Consider the following 18,269-nt stretch of genomic DNA (forward strand, 5'->3'; position numbering starts at 1 on the left):
GTAGGTCGGCTCAGGGGCGGTCCCGCCTCCGCCACGCCCGTGAAAGAGGGAGTCGATGAGCATTCCGCGCCCGTTCTTCGACCGCGCCGCCGAACTCCGCGAGGAGGAGGGCGTGATCGAGCGTCTGCGCGACGACGCGGGCTCGCGCGTCGTCGTCGTCCGGGAGGGACGGGTGCGGGTGGCAGCCTCCGCGCTGCTGCGCGTCTCCGCGGACGAGGTCGCGGACGGGACATGGGCGCTGCTCGGCCGGGATGCCGACGGCGGCGCGCTCCTGCTCGCCGCGCTCCCGCCGGAGACCGATGCCCTCGACACCGCGCCGGATGAGATCTGGCTCGGACTCCGCGACCTGGGCGGGCGTCTCGACGCCGGGGAGTCCGAGGTGCTCGTCGCCGCGGTCGCACTGGCCGGCTGGCTCCGCGACGCCCCGTTCTGCCCCACCTGCGGCGGAGGAACGGAGCTGCGCAACGCGGGCTGGTCTCGGCGGTGCCTGGTGTGCGGGCGCGAGCACTTCCCGCGGACCGATCCTGCCGTGATCGTCGCCGTCGAGAGCGCGGACGGCGAGCGGCTGCTGCTCGGCGCCAACGCAAACTGGGGCGGACGCATGTACTCCTGCTTCGCGGGTTTCACCGAGGCGGGCGAGTCCCTCGAAGCCACCGTGCACCGGGAGATCGAGGAGGAGTCCGGCGTGCGCCTCTCGGCGCTGCGCTACATCTCCTCCCAGCCGTGGCCCTTTCCGCGCTCGCTCATGATCGGCTTCCGCGCCGTCGTGGAGGACGAATCGGCGGCCAGGGCCGACGGTGAGGAGATCATCGACGTGCGCTGGTTCACACGGGCGGAGATCGGTTCCGCGCTCGCCGGGGACGGCCCCGTCGGGCTGCCGGGGCCCGCGTCGATCGCGCGCGCTCTCATCGTCGACTGGTTCGAGGATCGCCCGTGAGCGCACTCGATGCCCTCGACGAGCGGCAGCGAGCGGCCGCATCGGTGCTGCGAGGACCGGTGGCGGTGCTGGCGGGGGCCGGTACGGGCAAGACCAGGGTCATCACCCACCGCATCGCGCACGGGGTGGATACCGGTGCCTACTCTCCGTCGCGCGTGATGGCGGTGACCTTCACCGCGAAGGCTGCCGGCGAGCTCCGCGGTCGCCTCCGTGCCCTGGGGATCGAGGGTGTCGCGGCTCGCACCTTCCATGCCGCCGCTCTCGCGCAGCTCAACTTCTTCTGGCCCACGCTGGCGGGGGCTCCCGCGCCGTCGATCATCGACAACAAGGTGCGTATGCTCGGCCAGGCCGCCGATGCCCTCCGCCTGCGTCCTCGAACGGCGACCCTGCGCGACATCGCGTCGGAGATCGAGTGGCGGAAGGTGTCGATGATCTCGATCGACCGGTACGCCGAGCTCGGACGCCCGGTCAGCGGGGTCGACCCCACGCAGCTCGTGGAGTTGATGCGCGGCTACGAGGCGCTCAAGGACGAGCGTCACCAACTCGACTTCGAGGACGTGCTGCTCGCGTGCGCGGGGATGCTGGAGACCGAGCCGCGTGTCGCAGCGGCCGTCCACGAGCAGTACCGGCACTTCACGGTCGACGAGTTCCAGGACGTGTCGCCGCTGCAGAACCGGCTTCTGGAGCTGTGGCTGGGGGACCGTCACGACATCTGCGTCGTCGGCGACGCCAGCCAGACGATCTACTCCTTCGCCGGAGCCGACCAGCGGTTCCTGCTCGATTTCGAGCGGCGGCATCCGGATGCGACGGTCGTGCGACTGGAGACCAACTATCGGTCGCAGGCTCCTATCCTGACGGCGGCGAACGCGCTGATGCGCGGTCGCCCCGGGGCGTTGGAGCTGATCCCCGCCCGGGAGCAGTTCACCGCCGAGCCGCCGACGATCACGGCCTACGACTCGGAGGCCGAGGAGGCCGCAGGCATCGCGGCCGGTGTCGCCGCCCGCATCGCCGACGGCGCCTCGCCGGCGGAGATCGCCGTGCTGTACCGGGCCCACGCGCAGTCGGCGGTGCTCCAGCAGGCGCTCGCCGCCGAAGGGATCGCCACCTCGGTACTCGGCGGCACGCGGTTCTTCGCCATGCCGGAGGTGCGTCAGGCGATCCTCGCGCTTCGAGCTGCCGCCGTGGCGCCGACCGAGCACGGATTCCTGCCCGGGGTGCAGCGCGTGCTTCGGGAGCTGGGGCTGACCGAGGAGCCGCCGACCGCCGGGGGAGCGCAGCGCGACGGCTGGGAGGCGCGCCGGGCGATCTTGCGGCTCGCCGAGGAGGCGGGTCCGGAGACGACGCTCCGGTCGTTCAGCGACGAGCTCATGGCCCGTGCCAAGGATCAGCACGAGCCGACCATGCGGACGGTGACCCTCTCGACGCTGCATGCGGCGAAGGGCCTCGAGTGGCCGCATGTCTACCTCGCCGGATGGGCGGAGGGGTCTCTCCCCATCTCGTACGCGACGACGTTCGAGGCCGTCGATGAGGAGCGACGCCTCGCGTACGTCGGGATCACGCGGGCTGCGCGCACGCTCGAGCTCTCGTGGGCGCGATCGGCAGGGCGCGGCGAACGGGCACCGTCCCGGTTCCTGGCGGAGATGGGGACGACGGGTCGCGGCACAGGCATTCTGCGCGAAACCGCACCGAACGCCACACGATCACGCCGTCCGCGCTGATCCGGCCGATGCGCGCCGGATCGGTCGCGGCCAGGAGGTGCGCCGCGACAGCACCCGCCGACGCCACCCTGGCGAGCGTGAGGCGCCCGGGGTCACGGCCCACGAGCTGAGCGTGGAGCAGCGGCCAGGCCGGGTCGCGCGCCGTGTCCTCGGCATCCCGGCAGCTCAGACACGGCGTCAGCCCGGGGACCACGAGCGGCCCCACGGTGATCCGCCCCGGCTCGACGGCGATCGGGAGGTGCGGGTGGTCGGCGCGCAGCATCGGGGCGAACTGCACGGCGGCTGCCGCACCGGGGACGAGGACGACGGCGACCACCGTCGAAGCCCGCGCCTCCGCCTCCGCGAGCGGTACCCCTTCGTCGGCGAGCGTCTCGCACAGGCGCCCCGCAGCGCGGGCGTCGGTGAGGCCGAGCGCGGAGACCCGGGCCGTGCGCGGTCGGTCGGGCTCGTCCCTCAGGGCCGGTTCGACGGCGGCCAGCAGCCGTCGGGCCTCAGCCCACGGCGCGCCGGCGCGATGCGCGATGACGTCGAAGGAGCTGAGCCGGAAACCGCCGCGCATGCGGCTGAGGAGCCGTTCGACCCACGGTGCGGACGCCGGCACCCGGATGCCGCCGTCGTCGCCGATCTGGAGGGTCGTCCCGTCACGCCAGAGCAGCGGGAATGCGGGATCGAGACGGGTCAGGGTCGTCGGGGAGAGCGGCACCCCTCGATTCTGCGGAGCCGCACGGGGCCGCAGGCCGGTTCGAGGGATCGGTGGAGAAATCGGCGGGCCGTCCGCGGTCGGGGAGGGAGAGTGACCCGCCGTCCCCGACCACGCATAGTGCTGGCTCAGACCGGGCGGTCACCCTCGGGAGCGTCGTCGTCGCCGCGGTCGTCGGCGCTCTCCGTGGGCGTCTCCCCGGAGAAGTCGTCGCCGTCCAGCAGGCGGGCAAGGGCCTCGTCGAACTCGTCGGCCACCGGCTGCTCGCCGCGCTCAGCGGCCTGAAGGCGGGCGATCAGCGCTGTCGGGTCGTCGATGTCCTCTGCGGTGGGCATGAGGTCCGGGTAGTCCCACAGGGAGTCCCGGGCCTCGACACCGACGGCGTCGGTGACCGCACGCCACATGGCCGAGGCCTCCCGGATGCGCCGCGGTCGGATCTTGAGCCCGACCAGCGCGCCCAGAGCGTCCTCGGCGGGACCGCCGACCGCACGCCGACGCCGCGCCGCCTCGGCGATCCTGCCGCCGTCCGGCAGCCGGGAGGTGGCGTCCGCGGTGACGACGTCGACCCACCCGTCGATCGTCGCGATGAGGTTCTCCAGCCGGGCGAGGGCTTCGCGCTGCGCCTCGGTCTGCGTGGGGAGGAGGGCGCCGCCCTCGATCGCCGCGCGCAGCTCCTCGGGGTTCGAGGGGTCGAGGCGGCTCGCCACATCCTCCAGAGCGTCGACGTCGACCGTGACGCCCCGGGCGAAGTCGGTGATCTGCGCCATCACATGCAGGTGCAGCCACTTGGCGTGCCGGTACAGGCGGGCATACGCGAGCTCGCGCGTCGCCACGTAGAGGGCGATCTGATCCGCGGGGATCTCGAGCCCCTCCCCGAAAGCGGTGAGGTTCTGCGGGATCACGGCGGCCGTTCCCGCCGGCAGCACGGGGATGCCGACATCGCCGCCGGAGACGACCTCGAGGGAGAGGTTGCCGAGTACCTGCCCGAACTGGGCGGCGAAGACCGAGCCGCCGAGGCCCCGCATCAGGCGTCCCGCCCCCTGCACCACGCCGCGCATCTCCTCCGGCACCTGGGTGTCGAGGGCAGCCGTCAGCGCGTCGGCGATGCTGGTGGACACGGGGTCCGCGATCTCCTTCCACACCGGCAGCGTCTTCTCGACCCATTCGCCGCGGGTCATCGCCACCGGCGGGTCCGCGAGCTCGGAGATGGTGGTCGCCTCGCCCAGCCAGAGGCCGGCGAGAGCGAACGAGTCGGCGAGGGAGGACCGCGAGCCGTCTCCGATGCCCTGGCCCTCGCGGTTCGCGATGTGCAGGGCCTGCCGCAGGGAGTTCTCCCATGGGTCGCCGCCGAAGGCGCCCTGAAGCTGCGCCATGATCGTCTGCATCATCGCGGGGTCGAACGTGAAGCCGTCCATTCCCTGGAACGCGTCGCGCAGCGCCTCGGGGTCGATGTCTCCGCCGCCCTGGTTCGAGAGCATCCGTCGCAGGAACTCCTGGAAGTCCTCCGGGTTCGGTTCGTTGTCTGCCATCTCGCTCGCCCTCTCAGCACGTCTGAAGCCGTGGCATCTACGCTAGTCACAGGTTTCAGTGCGCGACCCCGAAGCGGGCAGATCGCTGTACGCCGCTCGCGAACGACGGAGGATTGCTGTGGAACGACCGCGCGCAGGGAAGCTCGGACTCGGTGTCTGGGCATTGGTGGTCGCGCTCGCCGCGCTCGCCGTCCTCACCTTCCTGCCGTCGCCGTATGTGATCCAGCGTCCGGGCCCCGTGTACGACACCCTCGGCACGGCGAAGAACGCCGACGGCGAGCAGGTCCCGCTCATCAGCGTCGAGGGGACCGAGACGTACGAGACGGGCGGGACGCTCGACCTGACGACCGTCCAGGTGGTCGGCAACCGGGAACGGACGCCGAGCTGGTTCGAGCTCGCTCTCGCGTGGATGGACGCGTCTCGGGCCGTCGTGCCGCTGGACGCGGTGTTCCCCGAGGGTGTGACCACCGAGCAGCGGGACGAGCGGAACGCGATGCTCATGGTCGACTCGCAGCACGAGGCGACGGCCGCCGCGCTGAACGAGCTCGGCTACGACACCGGAGCCGAGGTCGTGGTGGTGGACGCTGTCGAAGGATCGCCGGCCGACGGCCTGCTGCAGGCGGATGACGTGATCACCGCGATCGACGGCACGCCCGTCACCTCGGCGACCGCACTCCGCGAAGCCATCCAGGAAGCGGGCGGCGATCCGGTCGCGCTCACGGTGCGCCGCGACGGCGACGAGCAGACCGTCGAGATCACGCCGGAGGAGCAGACGCAGGACGGCACGACGACGTGGCTGATCGGCATCACCCTGCGCACGGACTACGACTTCGAGGTCGACGTCACGATCCAGCTCGACAACGTCGGCGGCCCGAGCGCGGGGATGATGTTCGCCCTCGGGATCATCGACACCCTCACACCGGGCGAGCTGAACGGCGGCAAGGAGGTCGCGGGTACGGGCACGATCGATGCCGAGGGGACCGTCGGCCCGATCGGCGGCATCCGCCAGAAGCTCTACGGCGCTCGCGACGCCGGTGCGGACTACTTCCTCGCGCCGGAGGCCAACTGCGATGAGGTCGTGGGGCACGTCCCGGACGGCCTGCAGGTCATCCGCACTGCGACCCTCGACGACTCGCTCGCGGCGCTGGAGGTCATCGCGGAGGACGGCGACGTCGACGCGCTGCCGACCTGCGACGTCCCGACCACCTGAGTCGGCGCGGGTCGTGACCCCGCCGTGACCGGTGTGACAGCCTGCCCACAGCGAGCGGTGCCTAGGATGGAGGGGTGACCTCGACCCCAGCCCAGCCCCCGGCCACGCCTCGAACCTCCCGACGCATCCTCGGAATCTCCCTGGTGATCATCGCCGCGCTCATCGCGGCGTTCTTCGTCTTCGCGTCGCTCTACACCGAATTCCTCTGGTTCGACCAGGTCGGCTTCACCGGCGTGCTCACCACGCAGTGGATCGCGACGGCGGTGATGTTCGTCGTCGGCTTCCTCGGCATGGCGGTGCCGCTGTTCGTCGTCATCCAGCTCGCGTATCGGCTCCGCCCGGTCTACGTCCGGCTGAGCTCGCAGCTCGACCGCTACCAGGAGGTCATCGAGCCGCTGCGCCGCCTCGCGATGTGGGGCATGCCCATCTTCTTCGGCCTCTTCGCGGGGTTCGCGGCGGCCGGCAACTGGAAGACCGTGTGGCTCTGGGCCAACGGCGTCGCCACCGGTGAGGTCGACCCGCAGTTCAAGGTCGACACCGGGTTCTACATGTTCGCGATGCCGTTCTACTCGATCCTTCTGGCGTTCGTCTCGGCGGTCCTGCTGCTGAGCCTTCTCGTCACCGCACTGGTGTCGTACCTGTACGGCTCGGTGCGCGTCGGCCAGGGCGAGCTGCGCATCTCGAAGCCGGCCCGCATTCAGCTCGCGGTCATCGCCGGTCTCTACCTGCTCGTGCAGGCGGCGAGCCTGTGGCTGGACCGCTACAAGACCCTCGTGGAGCCGGACGACCGGATCACCGGTGCCGCCTACACGGGCGCCAACGCGACCATCCCCGGCCTCGGCATCCTCGCGATCATCGCCGCCGTCGTCGCCATCCTCTTCTTCATCACGGCCGTCATCGGCCGCTGGCGCTTCCCGCTCGCGGCGACCGCGCTGCTGATCGTGGCCTCGCTCGTCATCGGCATCGGCTACCCGTGGGTGGTCACCACCTTCCAGGTCAAGCCGAACCAGAACGCCTACCAGGCCGAGTACTACCAGCGGAACATCGACGGCACGAAGGAGGCCTACGGCGTCGCCGACCTGGAGACCACGGCCTTCGAGGCCGAGACGGATGCCGAGGCGGGCCAGCTCCGCGCCGATGCCGAGACCACCGCGTCGATCCGCATCATGGACCCGAAGGTCATCCCGCCGACGGTCCGCCAGCTCGAGCAGTACCGCGGTTACTACCAGTTCCAGACGACCATGGACGTCGACCGCTACGAGATCGACGGCGTGAAGCAGGACACGGTCGTCTCCGTCCGCGACCTCGACATGTCGGGTCTGGGCGACGGTGACAACTGGAACAACCGCGTCGCGGTCTACACGCACGGCTACGGCCTCGTCGCCGCGGCAGGCAACCAGCGCACGACCGACGGCGAGCCCGTCTTCCTGGAGCGCGGCATCCCCACCTCGGGCTTCCTGTCCGAGCAGGGCGACTTCGAGCCGCGGGTCTACTTCGGCGAGAACTCCCCGGAGTACTCGATCGTCGGCGCCCCGGAGGGGGCCGACCCGGTCGAGATTGACTACCCGCGCGGCAAGGACGGCTCGAGCGAGACGAAGACGACGTTCTCCGGGAACGGTGGACCGAAGATCGGCGACAGCTTCACCAAGCTGCTCTACGCGCTCAAGTTCCAGTCGGAGCAGATCCTGTTCTCGAACCTCGTCAACGAGGACTCGCAGATCCTGTACGACCGCGACCCGAAGACGCGCGTGCAGAAGGTCGCGCCGTACCTCGAGCTCGACAGCGACCCGTACCCGAGCGTCGTAGACGGCCGCATCGTCTGGATCGTCGACGGCTACACGACGAGCTCGACCTACCCGTACTCGACGAGCGTGAGCCTGTCCGATGCGATCGCCGACTCGAACGTGCCGACGCCGTCGCTCGCGATCGACGACATCAACTACATCCGCAACTCGGTCAAGGCCACCGTCGACGCCTACGACGGATCGGTCACGCTGTACGCCTGGGATGAGGAGGACCCGATCCTCAAGACCTGGCAGAAGGTCTACCCCTCGACCCTCAAGCCGATCAGCGAGATGTCCGGCGAGCTCATGAGCCACGTCCGGTACCCGACCGACCTGTTCAAGGTGCAGCGCGACATCCTCGGCATCTACCACGTCGACAAGGCCGGCTCGTTCGCCCAGCAGGACAACCGCTGGCAGACGCCGAACGACCCGCGCAGCGACGCGATGCTGCAGCCGCCGTACTACCTGACCATGCAGATGCCAGGCCAGGACGAACCGCGGTTCTCGATGTTCTCCACCTTCATCCCCGCCTCCCAGGGTGCGGGGGGCAGCCGTGACGTGCTGATGGGCTATCTCGCCGTCGACTCGGATGCCGGCGCCGAGAAGGGCGTGAAGGCCGAGGGATACGGGCAGTTGCGCATGCTCGAGATCGACACCGACACCACGGTGCCCGGCCCCGGTCAGGTGCAGAACACCTACAACTCGGACACGGCCGTGGTCCCGCAGCTCAACCTGCTCCAGCAGGGGGAGTCCGAGGTCATCTACGGCAATCTGCTGACCCTGCCCGTCGGTGGCGGTCTGCTCTATGTCCAGCCGGTCTACGTGCAGTCGTCCGAGGGGACGCAGCTGCCGCGTCTGCAGAAGGTGCTCGTCGCCTTCGGTGACCGGGTGGCCTTCGAGAACACCCTCACCGAGGCGTTGGACACGCTGTTCGGCGGCGACTCCGGCGCGACCGGTGGGGACGACGAGGTCGAACCCACCGATCCGGGCACGACCGATCCCGACACCGGGGAGACGCCGACCACGCCGACCCCGACGGACGAGCAGGCCGATGCCCTGGCGAAGGCGCAGCAGGCACTGCTCGACCGCCAGGCGGCTCTCGCCGAGGGCGACCTGGAGAAGTTCGGCGAGGCGGACAAGCGGCTCACCGCGGCCGTCGAGAAGCTCCTGGAACTCGAGGCCGCCGCAGGAGAGTGATCCTCCCCGCGCACACGAAAGGGCGCCCTCATAGGGTGCCCTTTCGCGTTCCCCGGTACCTGTGCGCCGGAAGCCGGTCCGCCGCATCAGGCACTCGCGCGAGATCAGGCGTGACTCTGCCCGGTGGCCTGATGCGGCGCGGGTGCATGGTGGCGAGCGTGTTAGCGTGGGCATGTACCGCACCCGGTGGCGGCCTTCATTTCCTGACTCAGCTGGAGGCCCGCAATGCAACACCCACCCCGCGCTCGATTCTTCCGTCGCGACGACAGAGACCAGCTCACAGACCTGGTCAACGCACACCTCTCGACCGTGATCCCGGGAGCCCGCGTCTCGGTCAACACCGTTCTCAGCGCCCTCGAGCGTCAGCCGGACGAGTACGTCCTCGACCCCTGGGTCACTGAGCGCGCGACCATCGTCGTCGAGCAACGCGAACGTCTCGTCGCGGCGGCGCATCTGCAACGGTTCTCCGGCGACGCCCGCGTGAGCGACGACTATCGCGACGCGGGGCTGATCCAGTTCGCGCTGGCCTTTCCGGACTCCGATGACCCTTCGGCCTTCGATGTGCTCCTGCGCGCGTGCGTGGTCCAGCTCCGGACGTGGCGTGTGGCGGCGGTGTACGCAGAGGGACAGCTCCCGTTCCCGGGAGTCACCGGGGTTCCCGACTCCTGGCCCCACGTGCGCGAAGCCTTCGCGAGGGCGGGGTTCGTGCACGCGGGAACGACCGAGGTCGTGCTGATGGCGACGCCGACCGAGCTCGTGGGAGCGGGAGCCGGAAGCGAGGGGATCACGGTGCGCCGCGAGCTCGGTTCCGGCGGGGTCCGTTTCATCGCACGCACCGACGGTGCCGACACCGGGTACCTCGAACTGGACCTCACGGTCGGTCGCCCCGAGCGCCACCCCGTCGGCCCCGTGCTGGCGGAGGTGTCCGATGAAGACGCCGAGGACCCGATCGTGCGGCGCGTGCTCCTGGCAGAAGCCGGCCGGTGGCTGCTGGTCGGGGGCGTGCACGCCGTCCTCGTCGTCGTCGATGGCGAGGACGCGCAGGAACGGACCCGATGGACAGGATTCCGGGAGGTCACCGAGAACTCCCGGGGTTGGCGGTACGTCGGCGAGTAGTCGCCCCGCGCATTCAGGCACTCGCGCCGCTTCAGGCGACCCCCTGCCCGCGGGCCTGATGCCGCGCGGGTGCCTGGTTTCGTGCGCGGCACACCAGGACAGGCGTTCTCGCGGCAGCAGGCGGGCGCGCGAGGTCAGGCGACCTCTGGGCAGAAAGCCTGAGCTGGCGCGACTGCCTGAGTAGGCGGAGGGTTTTGTCCGGGACGGACCGTCGCGCGGGGAGGGGGTGGCATGGGAGGGTGGAGGGAAACAGGGAGGGTGTCGTGACTGAGCGCATCGTTGTGGGAGTGGTGGACACGTCGGCGGGACGACGAGCACTGGAGTGGGCGGCGCACCGCGCACGGTCGCGGAAGGCCACGCTGCTCCTCGCGAGCGTCGTCGGGGGAGCGGTCGGCGCCGTCGGAGAGGGCCCCGTGGTGGACGCCGCGATCGCGGCTGCGCGGAGTCTGCTGGAGGAGCACGCGGAGACGCTGAAGGATCGGGGCCTGGACGTCGACCTCGTCGTGCTCCGCGGCGACCCGGTCCGACAGCTCGTCTCGACCACCGCGGGCGCGAACCTCCTCGTGATCGGCAGCGACTTCCGTCCGGATGACGCGGACAGCCCTCGACGCGGGGCGCACGGACTGCGCATCGTCGCCGACTCGTCCTGCCCTGTCGTGGTGATCCCCGACATCGAGACCGCCGACCGTCGCGGTGTGGTCGTCGGTGTGGACGGGTCGCCGATCTCGGAGGCCGCGGTCGCCTTCGCCGCCGCCGAGGCCGACCGCCTCGGCGAGCCCCTCATCCCGGTGACGGTGTGGACCCCCGTCCCGCTTCCGCGCGGGGCGCGGGCATACCCCGAGCAGTACCTCTCCTCCATGCAGGAGCTGTCGGAGGAGACCCTCGCCGTCGCCCTCGCCGGACTGCGCCAGACGTATCCGGATCTCGAGCTCCAGCCCCGGGTGGAACGCGGCTACCCGTCCGAGGTCATCAACCGTGCGGCCGCCACCGCGAGCCTCGCCGTGGTCGGATCGCACGGACGAGGGCCGGTCGCCCGCTTCCTGCTCGGCTCCATCAGTCATGAGGTCCTCGCGGCCCTCGCGGCGCCCACTGCCGTCGTCCGCTGACCGGCTCGACGGCATCCGCGGGTCTAGAGCGGGCTGGTCAGCACCTCGTGGAGAACGCGACGGCTGTCGTCGCCACCCGGTCCTGACCCGCCTGCGAGTGTCACCAGGGCCTTCCAGAGCGCCCAGCCGCGAGCCCGTCGCCAGGTCGCGGCATCCAGGTCGACGGCGTCGCGGAACGCGTCGCGCGCGTCGCCGTCGAAGTACGTCCATGCCATGACGAGGTCGCAGGCGGGATCGCCGACGCCGCAGGTGCCGAAGTCGATCATCGCCGACAGGCGGCCGTCGCTGACGAGCAGGTTGCCCACGGCGACATCGCCGTGGAACCAGACCGGCGCGGACTCCCACGCGCTGCCCGTCGCGGCGAGCCAGACGCTCCGGCACAGTTCCGCATCCAGGGTGCCGTCCAGCCGCTGGAGCGCGGCCTGGACCTCGTCGCTGTAGACGCTCGGATGCGAACCGCGGAAGAACGAATGCCGGCCGGTGGCCCGCCCTTCGTGCACGGGGAGAGACCTCAGGACGCGGAGGAGACCTCCGAGATCCACGGCGAGGCGAACGCGATCGAGTTCCGTGGCGCGGTCCACGGTATCGCCGTCGAGCCACCGGCGGATCGACCACGGCAACGGGTAGCCCCGGCCGGGAGCCCCCAGCGCCACGACGGAGGGAACCGCGACAGGCAGCCTTCCCTCGAGGAACGCGAGCGCTCTGCTCTCCTTGTGCACGGCCGCGGCATAGGGCTCGGCGACGGGAAGCCGCACCGACAACTCGTCGCCCAGCCGGAACGTCCTGTTGTCCCACCCCTGACGCGCCACGGCGCGGACGGGCAGGTGCGCCCAGCGGGGGAACTGCTCCTCGACGAGCTCCGCGACGACGCGCGCATCGATGTCGACCGGTCGGCTCACCCCTCGATACTCGCAGAGGTCGCCTCTCGTTGTGGCTCGACCGGCCTCCGAGCACCGGGATGGGGCGCACGCTCTAACGGCGGGACGAGGAGAACAGCCGGGGCCCCTCGTCGTGACCGTGGCTCGTGAAGCCGTAGAAAGCCGGGAGGAGCAGGAAGACGATCGACGCGACGAGCGGGTGCACCGCGACGCCGAGGACCCCGGCGGCGAGGTACAGGGCGACTCCGATGAGTGCGCGCGGGCGTTCGTGGGCGAAGTAGGAGTCGTCGACGTCTTCGTGCGTGAGGTCGGGGTGACGAGCCAGGTACGAGAAGAAGAGCAGCCACGCGGAGCACAGCAGAGCCCCGACGAGAGCGTAGAGCGCCACGGCGACCCGCTCGTCTGCGAGATTCCCGGTCCTCGCCGTCACCGCGATCACCGCGGTGGGCCAGGGGACGAGTGCGAGGGTGGCGAGGATGCCGAGGTTGGCCCATTGCAGGCCGCGGTCCATCACCCGGATCCGCGTGAAGGCGGCCTTGTGGTTCAGCCAGATCACCGCGATATAGACCTACGAGACGGCATACGCCAGATAGGTCGGCCACTCGTCGAGGAGGGCGGGCAGCAGCTCGCCCTCCTCGGCCCGGGGTGGTCGGAGATCGAGCACGAGCAGCGTGATGACGATGGCGATGATCGCATCACTGAACGCGACCGCGCGGCCGGGATCCGCTCGTCCCGCGGCAGGCGCCGGCGAGCGCCGGTCCCGTCGGCCGTCCGTCCCCATCTTCGTCGCCCTCGCGCCCGTCGGGTCACGCCGCCGTCGAAGTGCGATCCGGGTGCAGCACGACCTTCGTCCTGCCGTCGTCCCGATTGTCGAAGTGCTCGTACGCCTGCGGTGCCTCTTCGAGCGGCAGATCGTGGCTGACCACACGGGAGGGTGTCGCCTTGCCGCCGGCGATGAGGTCGCGCAGTCGTCGGTTGTACTTCTTCACCGGACACTGACCGCTCCCGAGCTTCTGGCCGCGGAACCAGAACTCCCCGAAGTCGAAGGCGAGCTTGCCCTGCTTGGCCAGCTCATCCGTGGCGCCGGGATCCTGCGGGATGAACACGCCGACGACGCCGATCTCGCCCGTGAACCGCACCGACTTCACGAGCCGGTTCAGCGTGAGGGTCGGGTCCTCGGTGCCGCTCGGGTCGTGGGCCTGATAGCCGACGCATTCGCAGCCGTTGTCGGCGCCCAGCCCCATCGTCATCTCGTTGACCGCCTCGACGGGGTCCACCGCCGAGTCGTCGATCGCGATCGCCCCCAGCTCCTCGATCTTGCGCAGGCGGTCGGGATGCCGATCCACGACCATGACCCTTCCGGCCCCCTTGAGGATCGCGGAGTAGGCGGCCATGTAGCCGACGGGGCCCGCGCCGTAGATGACGGTCTGGTCCCCGGGCTTCACGTGGGCGAGCTCCGTGGCGTGATAGCCGGTGGGGAAGATGTCCGCGAGCATCACGTAGTCGTTCTGCTTCTCCTCGGCGTCCTCTCCCAGGCGGAGACAGTTGAAGTCGCCCCACGGCACCCGGAGGAGCTCTGCCTGACCACCGGCCCACGGCCCCATGTCGGCGAAGCCGTAGGCGGCTCCCGCCCACTCCGGGACGGGCTGCGCGGTGAGACAGTAGTTGGTGAACCCCCGCTCGCAGTTCTTGCAATGCCCGCAGGCGACGTTGAAGGGCAACGCGACGTAGTCGCCGACCTTCACCTTGTCGACGGCCTTGCCGACCTCGATCACCTCGCCGAGGTTCTCATGGCCGAACCATCGGCCGGTCTCGAAACTCGTCCGGCCTTCGTACATGTGCAGGTCCGAGCCGCAGATGTTCGTCGTGGTGATGCGCACGAGCACGTCGGTGGGGCGTTCGATACGGGCATCCGGTACGTCGGTGACGCTGACCGTATGCGGGCCTTCGTACACTACTGCTCTCATGTCCTCTTCCTTTCAGCGATGTGAAACGTCGATGGAGTGGCGCAGTGAGGAGCGCTGGTCAGGCCATGTCGTTTCGGCTCAGTCTGTGAGCCGGGCCATCGTGACTCCGCGGCGGTGCGCGACGGAGGGCCTTCCCAGATCCGGGGCGGGGGAGGACAATGCGGGAACCGCGCGGCGAGAGCGCCGGCCTGCGGTGACGCCGGACATGCGAAAGGCCCTCCGGCCTGGGATCTCTCCCGGCCAGAGGGCCTTCATTTGTTGCGGGGACAGGATTTGAACCTGCGACCTCCGGGTTATGAGCCCGGCGAGCTACCGAACTGCTCCACCCCGCGGCACAAGAGATAACTTATCACGGATCCGGGGAGGCGTCGAATCGAGCGCGGCACCGGCAGGTGCGAGAGGATGGCGTCATGTCTGAGAACACCGCCGTGCCCGTCGCCGTGTGCCAGTTCGCCCCCACCGATTCGCGCGAGCACAACAGGGAGCAGATCGCCGAGCTCGCCGCAGAGGCCGCGCGGCTCGGGGCGAAGCTGATCGTGTTCCCGGAGTACTCGAGCTTCTTCGTCGACCCGATGGACGAGCGCCTGGCGGCGAACGCGGAGCACCTGGACGGCGAGTTCGTGACCGGGCTCATCGGTCTGGCCGCGGAGCTCGCCGTCGTCATCGTCGCGGGCGTCACGGAGAAGGCCTCGGACGAGGGGCGCGTGCGCAACACCGTCGTCGCCGTGCGCGGCGACGGCATCCTCGCGGTCTACCGCAAGCAGCACCTCTACGACGCGTTCGGGCAGACCGAGTCGGACTGGGTGGAGCCGGGAGACATCGGCGAGCCCGCGGTGTTCGAGGTCGGCGGAGTGCGCTTCGGACTGATGACCTGCTACGACCTGCGGTTCCCCGAGCTGTCGCGGTTTCTCGCGGTCGCCGGCGCCGAGGCGCTCGTGGTGCCGGCGGAGTGGGTGCGCGGACCGCTCAAGGAGCAGCACTGGACCACCCTGCTCGCGGCGCGGGCCATCGAGAACACGGTGTTCGTGATCGCCGCGGACCACCCGGCGCCGATCGGCGTGGGGCACTCACGCATCGTCGACCCGCAGGGCGTCGTCCGCGCCGGTATCGGCTCCGAGCCGGGAGTGGCCCTCGGTGTGGTCGATGGCGCGGTGATCGCCCGCGTCCGTGCGACGAACCCTTCGCTGCGGGCACGGCGGTACGCCGTGGTCCCACGCTGACCGCGCCCCTCAGGGGTGCAGGCTCGCGAGGCGCGTAGCTGCCTCCTCCAGCACCTCCACGCGCTTGCATGCCGCGAAACGCACGAGCCCCGCGTACGTCGGGCGCCGCGCGGGGGACACGAAGGCGGTGAGCGGGATCGCCACGACACCCGCCCGTTCCGGAAGCGCGCGGCAGAAGGCCGCCGCGTCCGTGCCGCCGAGGGCCGTCGCATCGGCCACCGTGAAGTAGCCGCCCTGCGGTGCGTGGACCGTGAAGCCGGCTGCGCGCAGACCGTCGCCGAGGATGGCGTGCTTGCGGGCGAGCGCGGCGGCGGCATCCGAGAAGAACGCGTCGTCGAGGCGGAGGCCCACCGCCACAGCCGGCTGGAACGGGGCGCCGTTGACGTACGTGAGGTACTGCTTGACGGTCAGGACGGCCGTGATGAGCGCGGCGGGGCCGTGCACCCAGCCGATCTTCCACCCCGTGGTCGAGAAGGTCTTCCCCGCGGACGAAATGGTGAGGGTCCGCTCCGCGGCACCGGGCAGGGTGGCGATCGGGACGTGCGGGGTGTGGAAGGTGAGATGCTCGTAGACCTCGTCCGTGACGATCATCGCGTCGTGCCGCGCGGCCAGGCGCACCACCTCGCGGCGCACCTCCTCGTCGAAGACGGCTCCGGTGGGGTTGTGCGGGTCGTTGACGAGGATGATCCTGGTCCGGTCCGTGACGGCCTCCGCCAGCTGATCCAGGTCGGGCTGGAAATCGGGCGCCAGCAGGGGCACCGTCCGGAGGCGAGCGCCCGCGAGCGCCACCGCCGCGGCGTACGAGTCGTAGTAAGGCTCGAAGACGACGACCTCGTCCTCCGGCCCGTCGATGAGGGCGAGCAGGGTCGCGGTGAGGGCCTCGGTGGCGCCGGCCGTCACGATGACCTCGGAGTCCGGGTCGATTGCGAGGCCGTAGAAGCGCTGCTGATGCTCCGCGATGGCCAGAAGCAGATCGGGGTACCCGCGCCCGGGCGGGTACTGGTTGAGGCCGTCGGCGATCGCGTCGCGTGCGGCGGTGAGCACCGCCGCCGGGCCGTCCTCGTCGGGGAAGCCCTGGCCCAGATTGATCGAGCCGGTTCGGGCCGCCGCGGCGGACATCTCTGCGAAGATGGTGGGCGCGACGGAACCGTCCGCGTCGAGCAGACCGGCACCGGCCGCCGTGCGACGCCATGCGCCGGGGATGACACTCATGAAGAACAGGCTAAGGCCATAGCGGAAACTCAAGCTCGGCATAAGGAACGCACAGGGATGCGGGGCATCCTGGAGGAGCGTTGAAGGAGCACACCATGAACCAGGACAACCCGCAGGACCGCCCGGCACCGGCGTCGGACGACGCTGTGTCCGCCGGACACACCCCCCAGATCCCCCAGACCCCCGAGGCCGCGCCGAGCGCGCCGTCTCCGGCCGCCGACGGCACCCCTGCGACGGGCGCACCGGCTGCCTCCGCCCCGGTCGCCCCGCAGGGCCACCACATGCCGCCGACGTTCGCATCGCACGCCGCCGGTACGCCGACGGTGGCCCCCGTGCCGCACGGGCTGGCCGCGCCCGGTCCGGCCGCCGCCGGCGTCCCCGGCGCTGCATTCGGCGTCCCGGCGCAGGACACCCGCCCGCTCGACGGCACCGTGCCGCCGGCGGAGCCGTCTCCCGCCGCCACGAAGGAGAAATCGCGCGGTGGCACCCGCGTCGCGGCGTTCATCGTCGCGGCCGCCCTCGTCGGTGGCGTCGCCGGCTTCGGCGGCGGCGCGCTGCTCACCGGGCTGCAGGACTCGCCGTCCTCCGGGTCGGCGCAGGGACCGCAGACCGTCACGGTGAACAATCCCGGCTCGGTCAACGAGACCACCGCGGTCGCGACCGAGGCTCTTCCCTCTGTCGTGACGATCGAGGTCGCCGGCTCCCAGGAGGCCGGCAGCGGCTCGGGCGTCATCATCAGCAAGGACGGCTACGTCCTCACCAACACGCACGTCGTCACGCTCGGCGGGGCGGCGGCAGACCCGACGATCCGGGTCACGACCTCCGATGGGCGCATCTACGATGCCACCGTGGTCGGCACCGACCCGATCTACGACCTCGCGGTGATCAAGCTCACCGACGCCGAGGGCCTGACTCCGATCGCATTCGCAGACTCGTCGAAGCTGAACGTCGGCGACACCGCCGTAGCCCTCGGCGCCCCGCTGGGCCTGGCGAACTCGGTCACCACCGGCATCGTGAGCGCGCTGAACCGCAGCATCCAGATCGCCTCCTCCGCGCTTCCCGACTCCTCCTCCGAGGACGCCCCGCAGCAGCAGGCGCCGGAGGACGGGCAGAGCGAAGGGCCGTTCCAGTTCGATCTGCCCGGCAACAGCGGGCAGCAGGCCACCGAGTCGATCTCGATCGCCGTGATCCAGACGGACGCCGCGATCAACCATGGCAACTCGGGCGGCGCCCTCGTCAACAGCAAGGGCGAGCTGATCGGCATCAACGTCGCCATCGCGAGCTCGGGCAACTCCGAGGAGTCGGGCTCGATCGGCATCGGCTTCGCCATCCCGTCCAACATCGCCAAGCGCGTCGCGGACGAGATCATCGCCGACGGCGCGGCCACCCACGGCCTGCTGGGCGCATCCGTCCGCGATGCCTCCGGCGTCGAGGGCGCGACCGAGGCCGGTGCGTACATCGCCGAGGTCACCGACGGGGGCGCGGCCGCGGCCGCCGGTCTCCAGGTCGGCGACGTCGTGACGAGCTTCAACGGGGTGCCCATCACGAGCGCGACCGACCTGACCGCGCAGGTGCGTGCGGCGGCGGCCGACAGCAAGGCTGACGTGACCTACGTCCGCAACGGCAAGCAGAGTGAGATCGAGGTGACGCTCGGCACGCTCGCCGGCTGATCCCGACGGTCAGAGAAGGACGCCA

The 18,269-nt window shown here is 70.6% G+C and carries 12 protein-coding genes, 1 tRNA gene and 1 pseudogene; 8 read left to right on the forward strand and 6 right to left on the reverse strand.

Annotation, left to right across the window (positions count from 1 at the left end; all coding sequences use genetic code 11):
* Nucleotides 1–55 precede the first annotated feature (55 nt).
* Both nudC and BK819_RS05290 read left to right on the forward strand, forming a co-directional pair.
* The gene (nudC, locus tag BK819_RS05285) at nucleotides 56–937 is read left to right on the forward strand and encodes an NAD(+) diphosphatase (RefSeq protein WP_071328226.1); all 882 of its coding nucleotides are present in this window, start codon (nucleotides 56–58) and stop codon (nucleotides 935–937) included.
* Nucleotides 934–2,655: an ATP-dependent helicase gene (locus tag BK819_RS05290; RefSeq protein WP_071328227.1), complete on the forward strand. Its 1,722-nt coding sequence runs from the start codon at nucleotides 934–936 to the stop codon at nucleotides 2,653–2,655. The genes nudC and BK819_RS05290 overlap by 4 nt, the downstream gene beginning before the upstream one ends.
* 828 nt (nucleotides 2,656–3,483) lie before the next feature.
* On the opposite strand, the gene BK819_RS05295 is transcribed toward BK819_RS05290, so the two are convergent.
* Complete coding sequence (locus BK819_RS05295) at nucleotides 3,484–4,884, reverse strand: zinc-dependent metalloprotease (protein WP_071328228.1); 1,401 nt, start codon at nucleotides 4,882–4,884, stop codon at nucleotides 3,484–3,486.
* Between the two features lie 118 nt (nucleotides 4,885–5,002).
* On the opposite strand from BK819_RS05295, the gene BK819_RS05300 reads away from it, so the two are divergent.
* From BK819_RS05300 to BK819_RS05315, 4 genes are all read left to right on the forward strand, one after another.
* Nucleotides 5,003–6,094, forward strand: a complete 1,092-nt coding sequence (locus BK819_RS05300; RefSeq protein ID WP_083391675.1) for a PDZ domain-containing protein — start codon at nucleotides 5,003–5,005, stop codon at nucleotides 6,092–6,094.
* A gap of 74 nt (nucleotides 6,095–6,168) precedes the next feature.
* Nucleotides 6,169–9,075 carry a UPF0182 family protein gene (locus tag BK819_RS05305; RefSeq protein ID WP_071328229.1) on the forward strand — a complete coding sequence of 969 codons (2,907 nt, stop codon included), beginning with the start codon at nucleotides 6,169–6,171 and terminating at the stop codon, nucleotides 9,073–9,075.
* Nucleotides 9,076–9,300: 225 nt separating this feature from the next.
* Nucleotides 9,301–10,191, forward strand: a complete 891-nt coding sequence (locus BK819_RS05310; RefSeq protein WP_071328230.1) for a hypothetical protein — start codon at nucleotides 9,301–9,303, stop codon at nucleotides 10,189–10,191.
* 263 nt (nucleotides 10,192–10,454) lie between these two features.
* Nucleotides 10,455–11,297 carry a universal stress protein gene (locus BK819_RS05315; RefSeq protein ID WP_071328231.1) on the forward strand — a complete coding sequence of 281 codons (843 nt, stop codon included), beginning with the start codon at nucleotides 10,455–10,457 and terminating at the stop codon, nucleotides 11,295–11,297.
* Nucleotides 11,298–11,320: 23 nt separating this feature from the next.
* Here the strand turns inward: BK819_RS05315 and BK819_RS05320 are convergent, their stop codons facing one another.
* The 4 genes and pseudogenes from BK819_RS05320 to BK819_RS05335 form a co-directional block, all read right to left on the reverse strand.
* Nucleotides 11,321–12,196 (reverse strand): aminoglycoside phosphotransferase family protein, encoded by an 876-nt coding sequence (locus BK819_RS05320; RefSeq protein WP_071328232.1) that lies wholly within the window; start codon nucleotides 12,194–12,196, stop codon nucleotides 11,321–11,323.
* Between the two features lie 73 nt (nucleotides 12,197–12,269).
* Nucleotides 12,270–12,956 (reverse strand): annotated as a pseudogene (locus BK819_RS05325) (TMEM175 family protein).
* Nucleotides 12,957–12,981: 25 nt separating this feature from the next.
* Nucleotides 12,982–14,142 carry a glutathione-independent formaldehyde dehydrogenase gene (locus BK819_RS05330; RefSeq protein WP_071328233.1) on the reverse strand — a complete coding sequence of 387 codons (1,161 nt, stop codon included), beginning with the start codon at nucleotides 14,140–14,142 and terminating at the stop codon, nucleotides 12,982–12,984.
* A 258-nt stretch (nucleotides 14,143–14,400) separates the two neighbouring features.
* Nucleotides 14,401–14,474, reverse strand: a tRNA-Met gene (locus BK819_RS05335).
* Nucleotides 14,475–14,552: 78 nt separating this feature from the next.
* Between BK819_RS05335 and BK819_RS05340 the strand changes: the two genes are divergently transcribed.
* On the forward strand, nucleotides 14,553–15,362 hold the full coding sequence (locus tag BK819_RS05340) for a carbon-nitrogen hydrolase family protein (RefSeq protein WP_071328234.1): 810 nt from the start codon (nucleotides 14,553–14,555) through the stop codon (nucleotides 15,360–15,362).
* A 9-nt stretch (nucleotides 15,363–15,371) separates the two neighbouring features.
* On the opposite strand, the gene BK819_RS05345 is transcribed toward BK819_RS05340, so the two are convergent.
* Nucleotides 15,372–16,574, reverse strand: coding sequence for an aminotransferase class I/II-fold pyridoxal phosphate-dependent enzyme (locus BK819_RS05345; RefSeq protein ID WP_071328235.1), 1,203 nt, complete (start codon nucleotides 16,572–16,574; stop codon nucleotides 15,372–15,374).
* 95 nt (nucleotides 16,575–16,669) lie between these two features.
* Between BK819_RS05345 and BK819_RS05350 the strand changes: the two genes are divergently transcribed.
* The gene (locus tag BK819_RS05350; protein WP_071328236.1) at nucleotides 16,670–18,244 is read left to right on the forward strand and encodes a S1C family serine protease; all 1,575 of its coding nucleotides are present in this window, start codon (nucleotides 16,670–16,672) and stop codon (nucleotides 18,242–18,244) included.
* Nucleotides 18,245–18,269 lie beyond the last annotated feature (25 nt).

Origin of the sequence: Microbacterium sp. LCT-H2 (genome assembly GCF_001866135.1) — a bacterium.
Taxonomy (GTDB): domain Bacteria; phylum Actinomycetota; class Actinomycetes; order Actinomycetales; family Microbacteriaceae; genus Microbacterium.

Excerpts from the sequence above, each read along its gene's own strand:
- nudC (WP_071328226.1), top strand. The coding sequence starts at position 56 with ATGAGCATTCCGCGCCCGTTCTTCGACCGCGCCGCCGAACTCCGCGAG.
- BK819_RS05295 (WP_071328228.1), bottom strand. The coding sequence starts at position 4,884 with ATGGCAGACAACGAACCGAACCCGGAGGACTTCCAGGAGTTCCTGCGA.
- BK819_RS05310 (WP_071328230.1), top strand. The coding sequence starts at position 9,301 with ATGCAACACCCACCCCGCGCTCGATTCTTCCGTCGCGACGACAGAGAC.
- BK819_RS05330 (WP_071328233.1), bottom strand. The coding sequence starts at position 14,142 with ATGAGAGCAGTAGTGTACGAAGGCCCGCATACGGTCAGCGTCACCGAC.
- BK819_RS05340 (WP_071328234.1), top strand. The coding sequence starts at position 14,553 with ATGTCTGAGAACACCGCCGTGCCCGTCGCCGTGTGCCAGTTCGCCCCC.
- BK819_RS05345 (WP_071328235.1), bottom strand. The coding sequence starts at position 16,574 with ATGAGTGTCATCCCCGGCGCATGGCGTCGCACGGCGGCCGGTGCCGGT.
- BK819_RS05350 (WP_071328236.1), top strand. The coding sequence starts at position 16,670 with ATGAACCAGGACAACCCGCAGGACCGCCCGGCACCGGCGTCGGACGAC.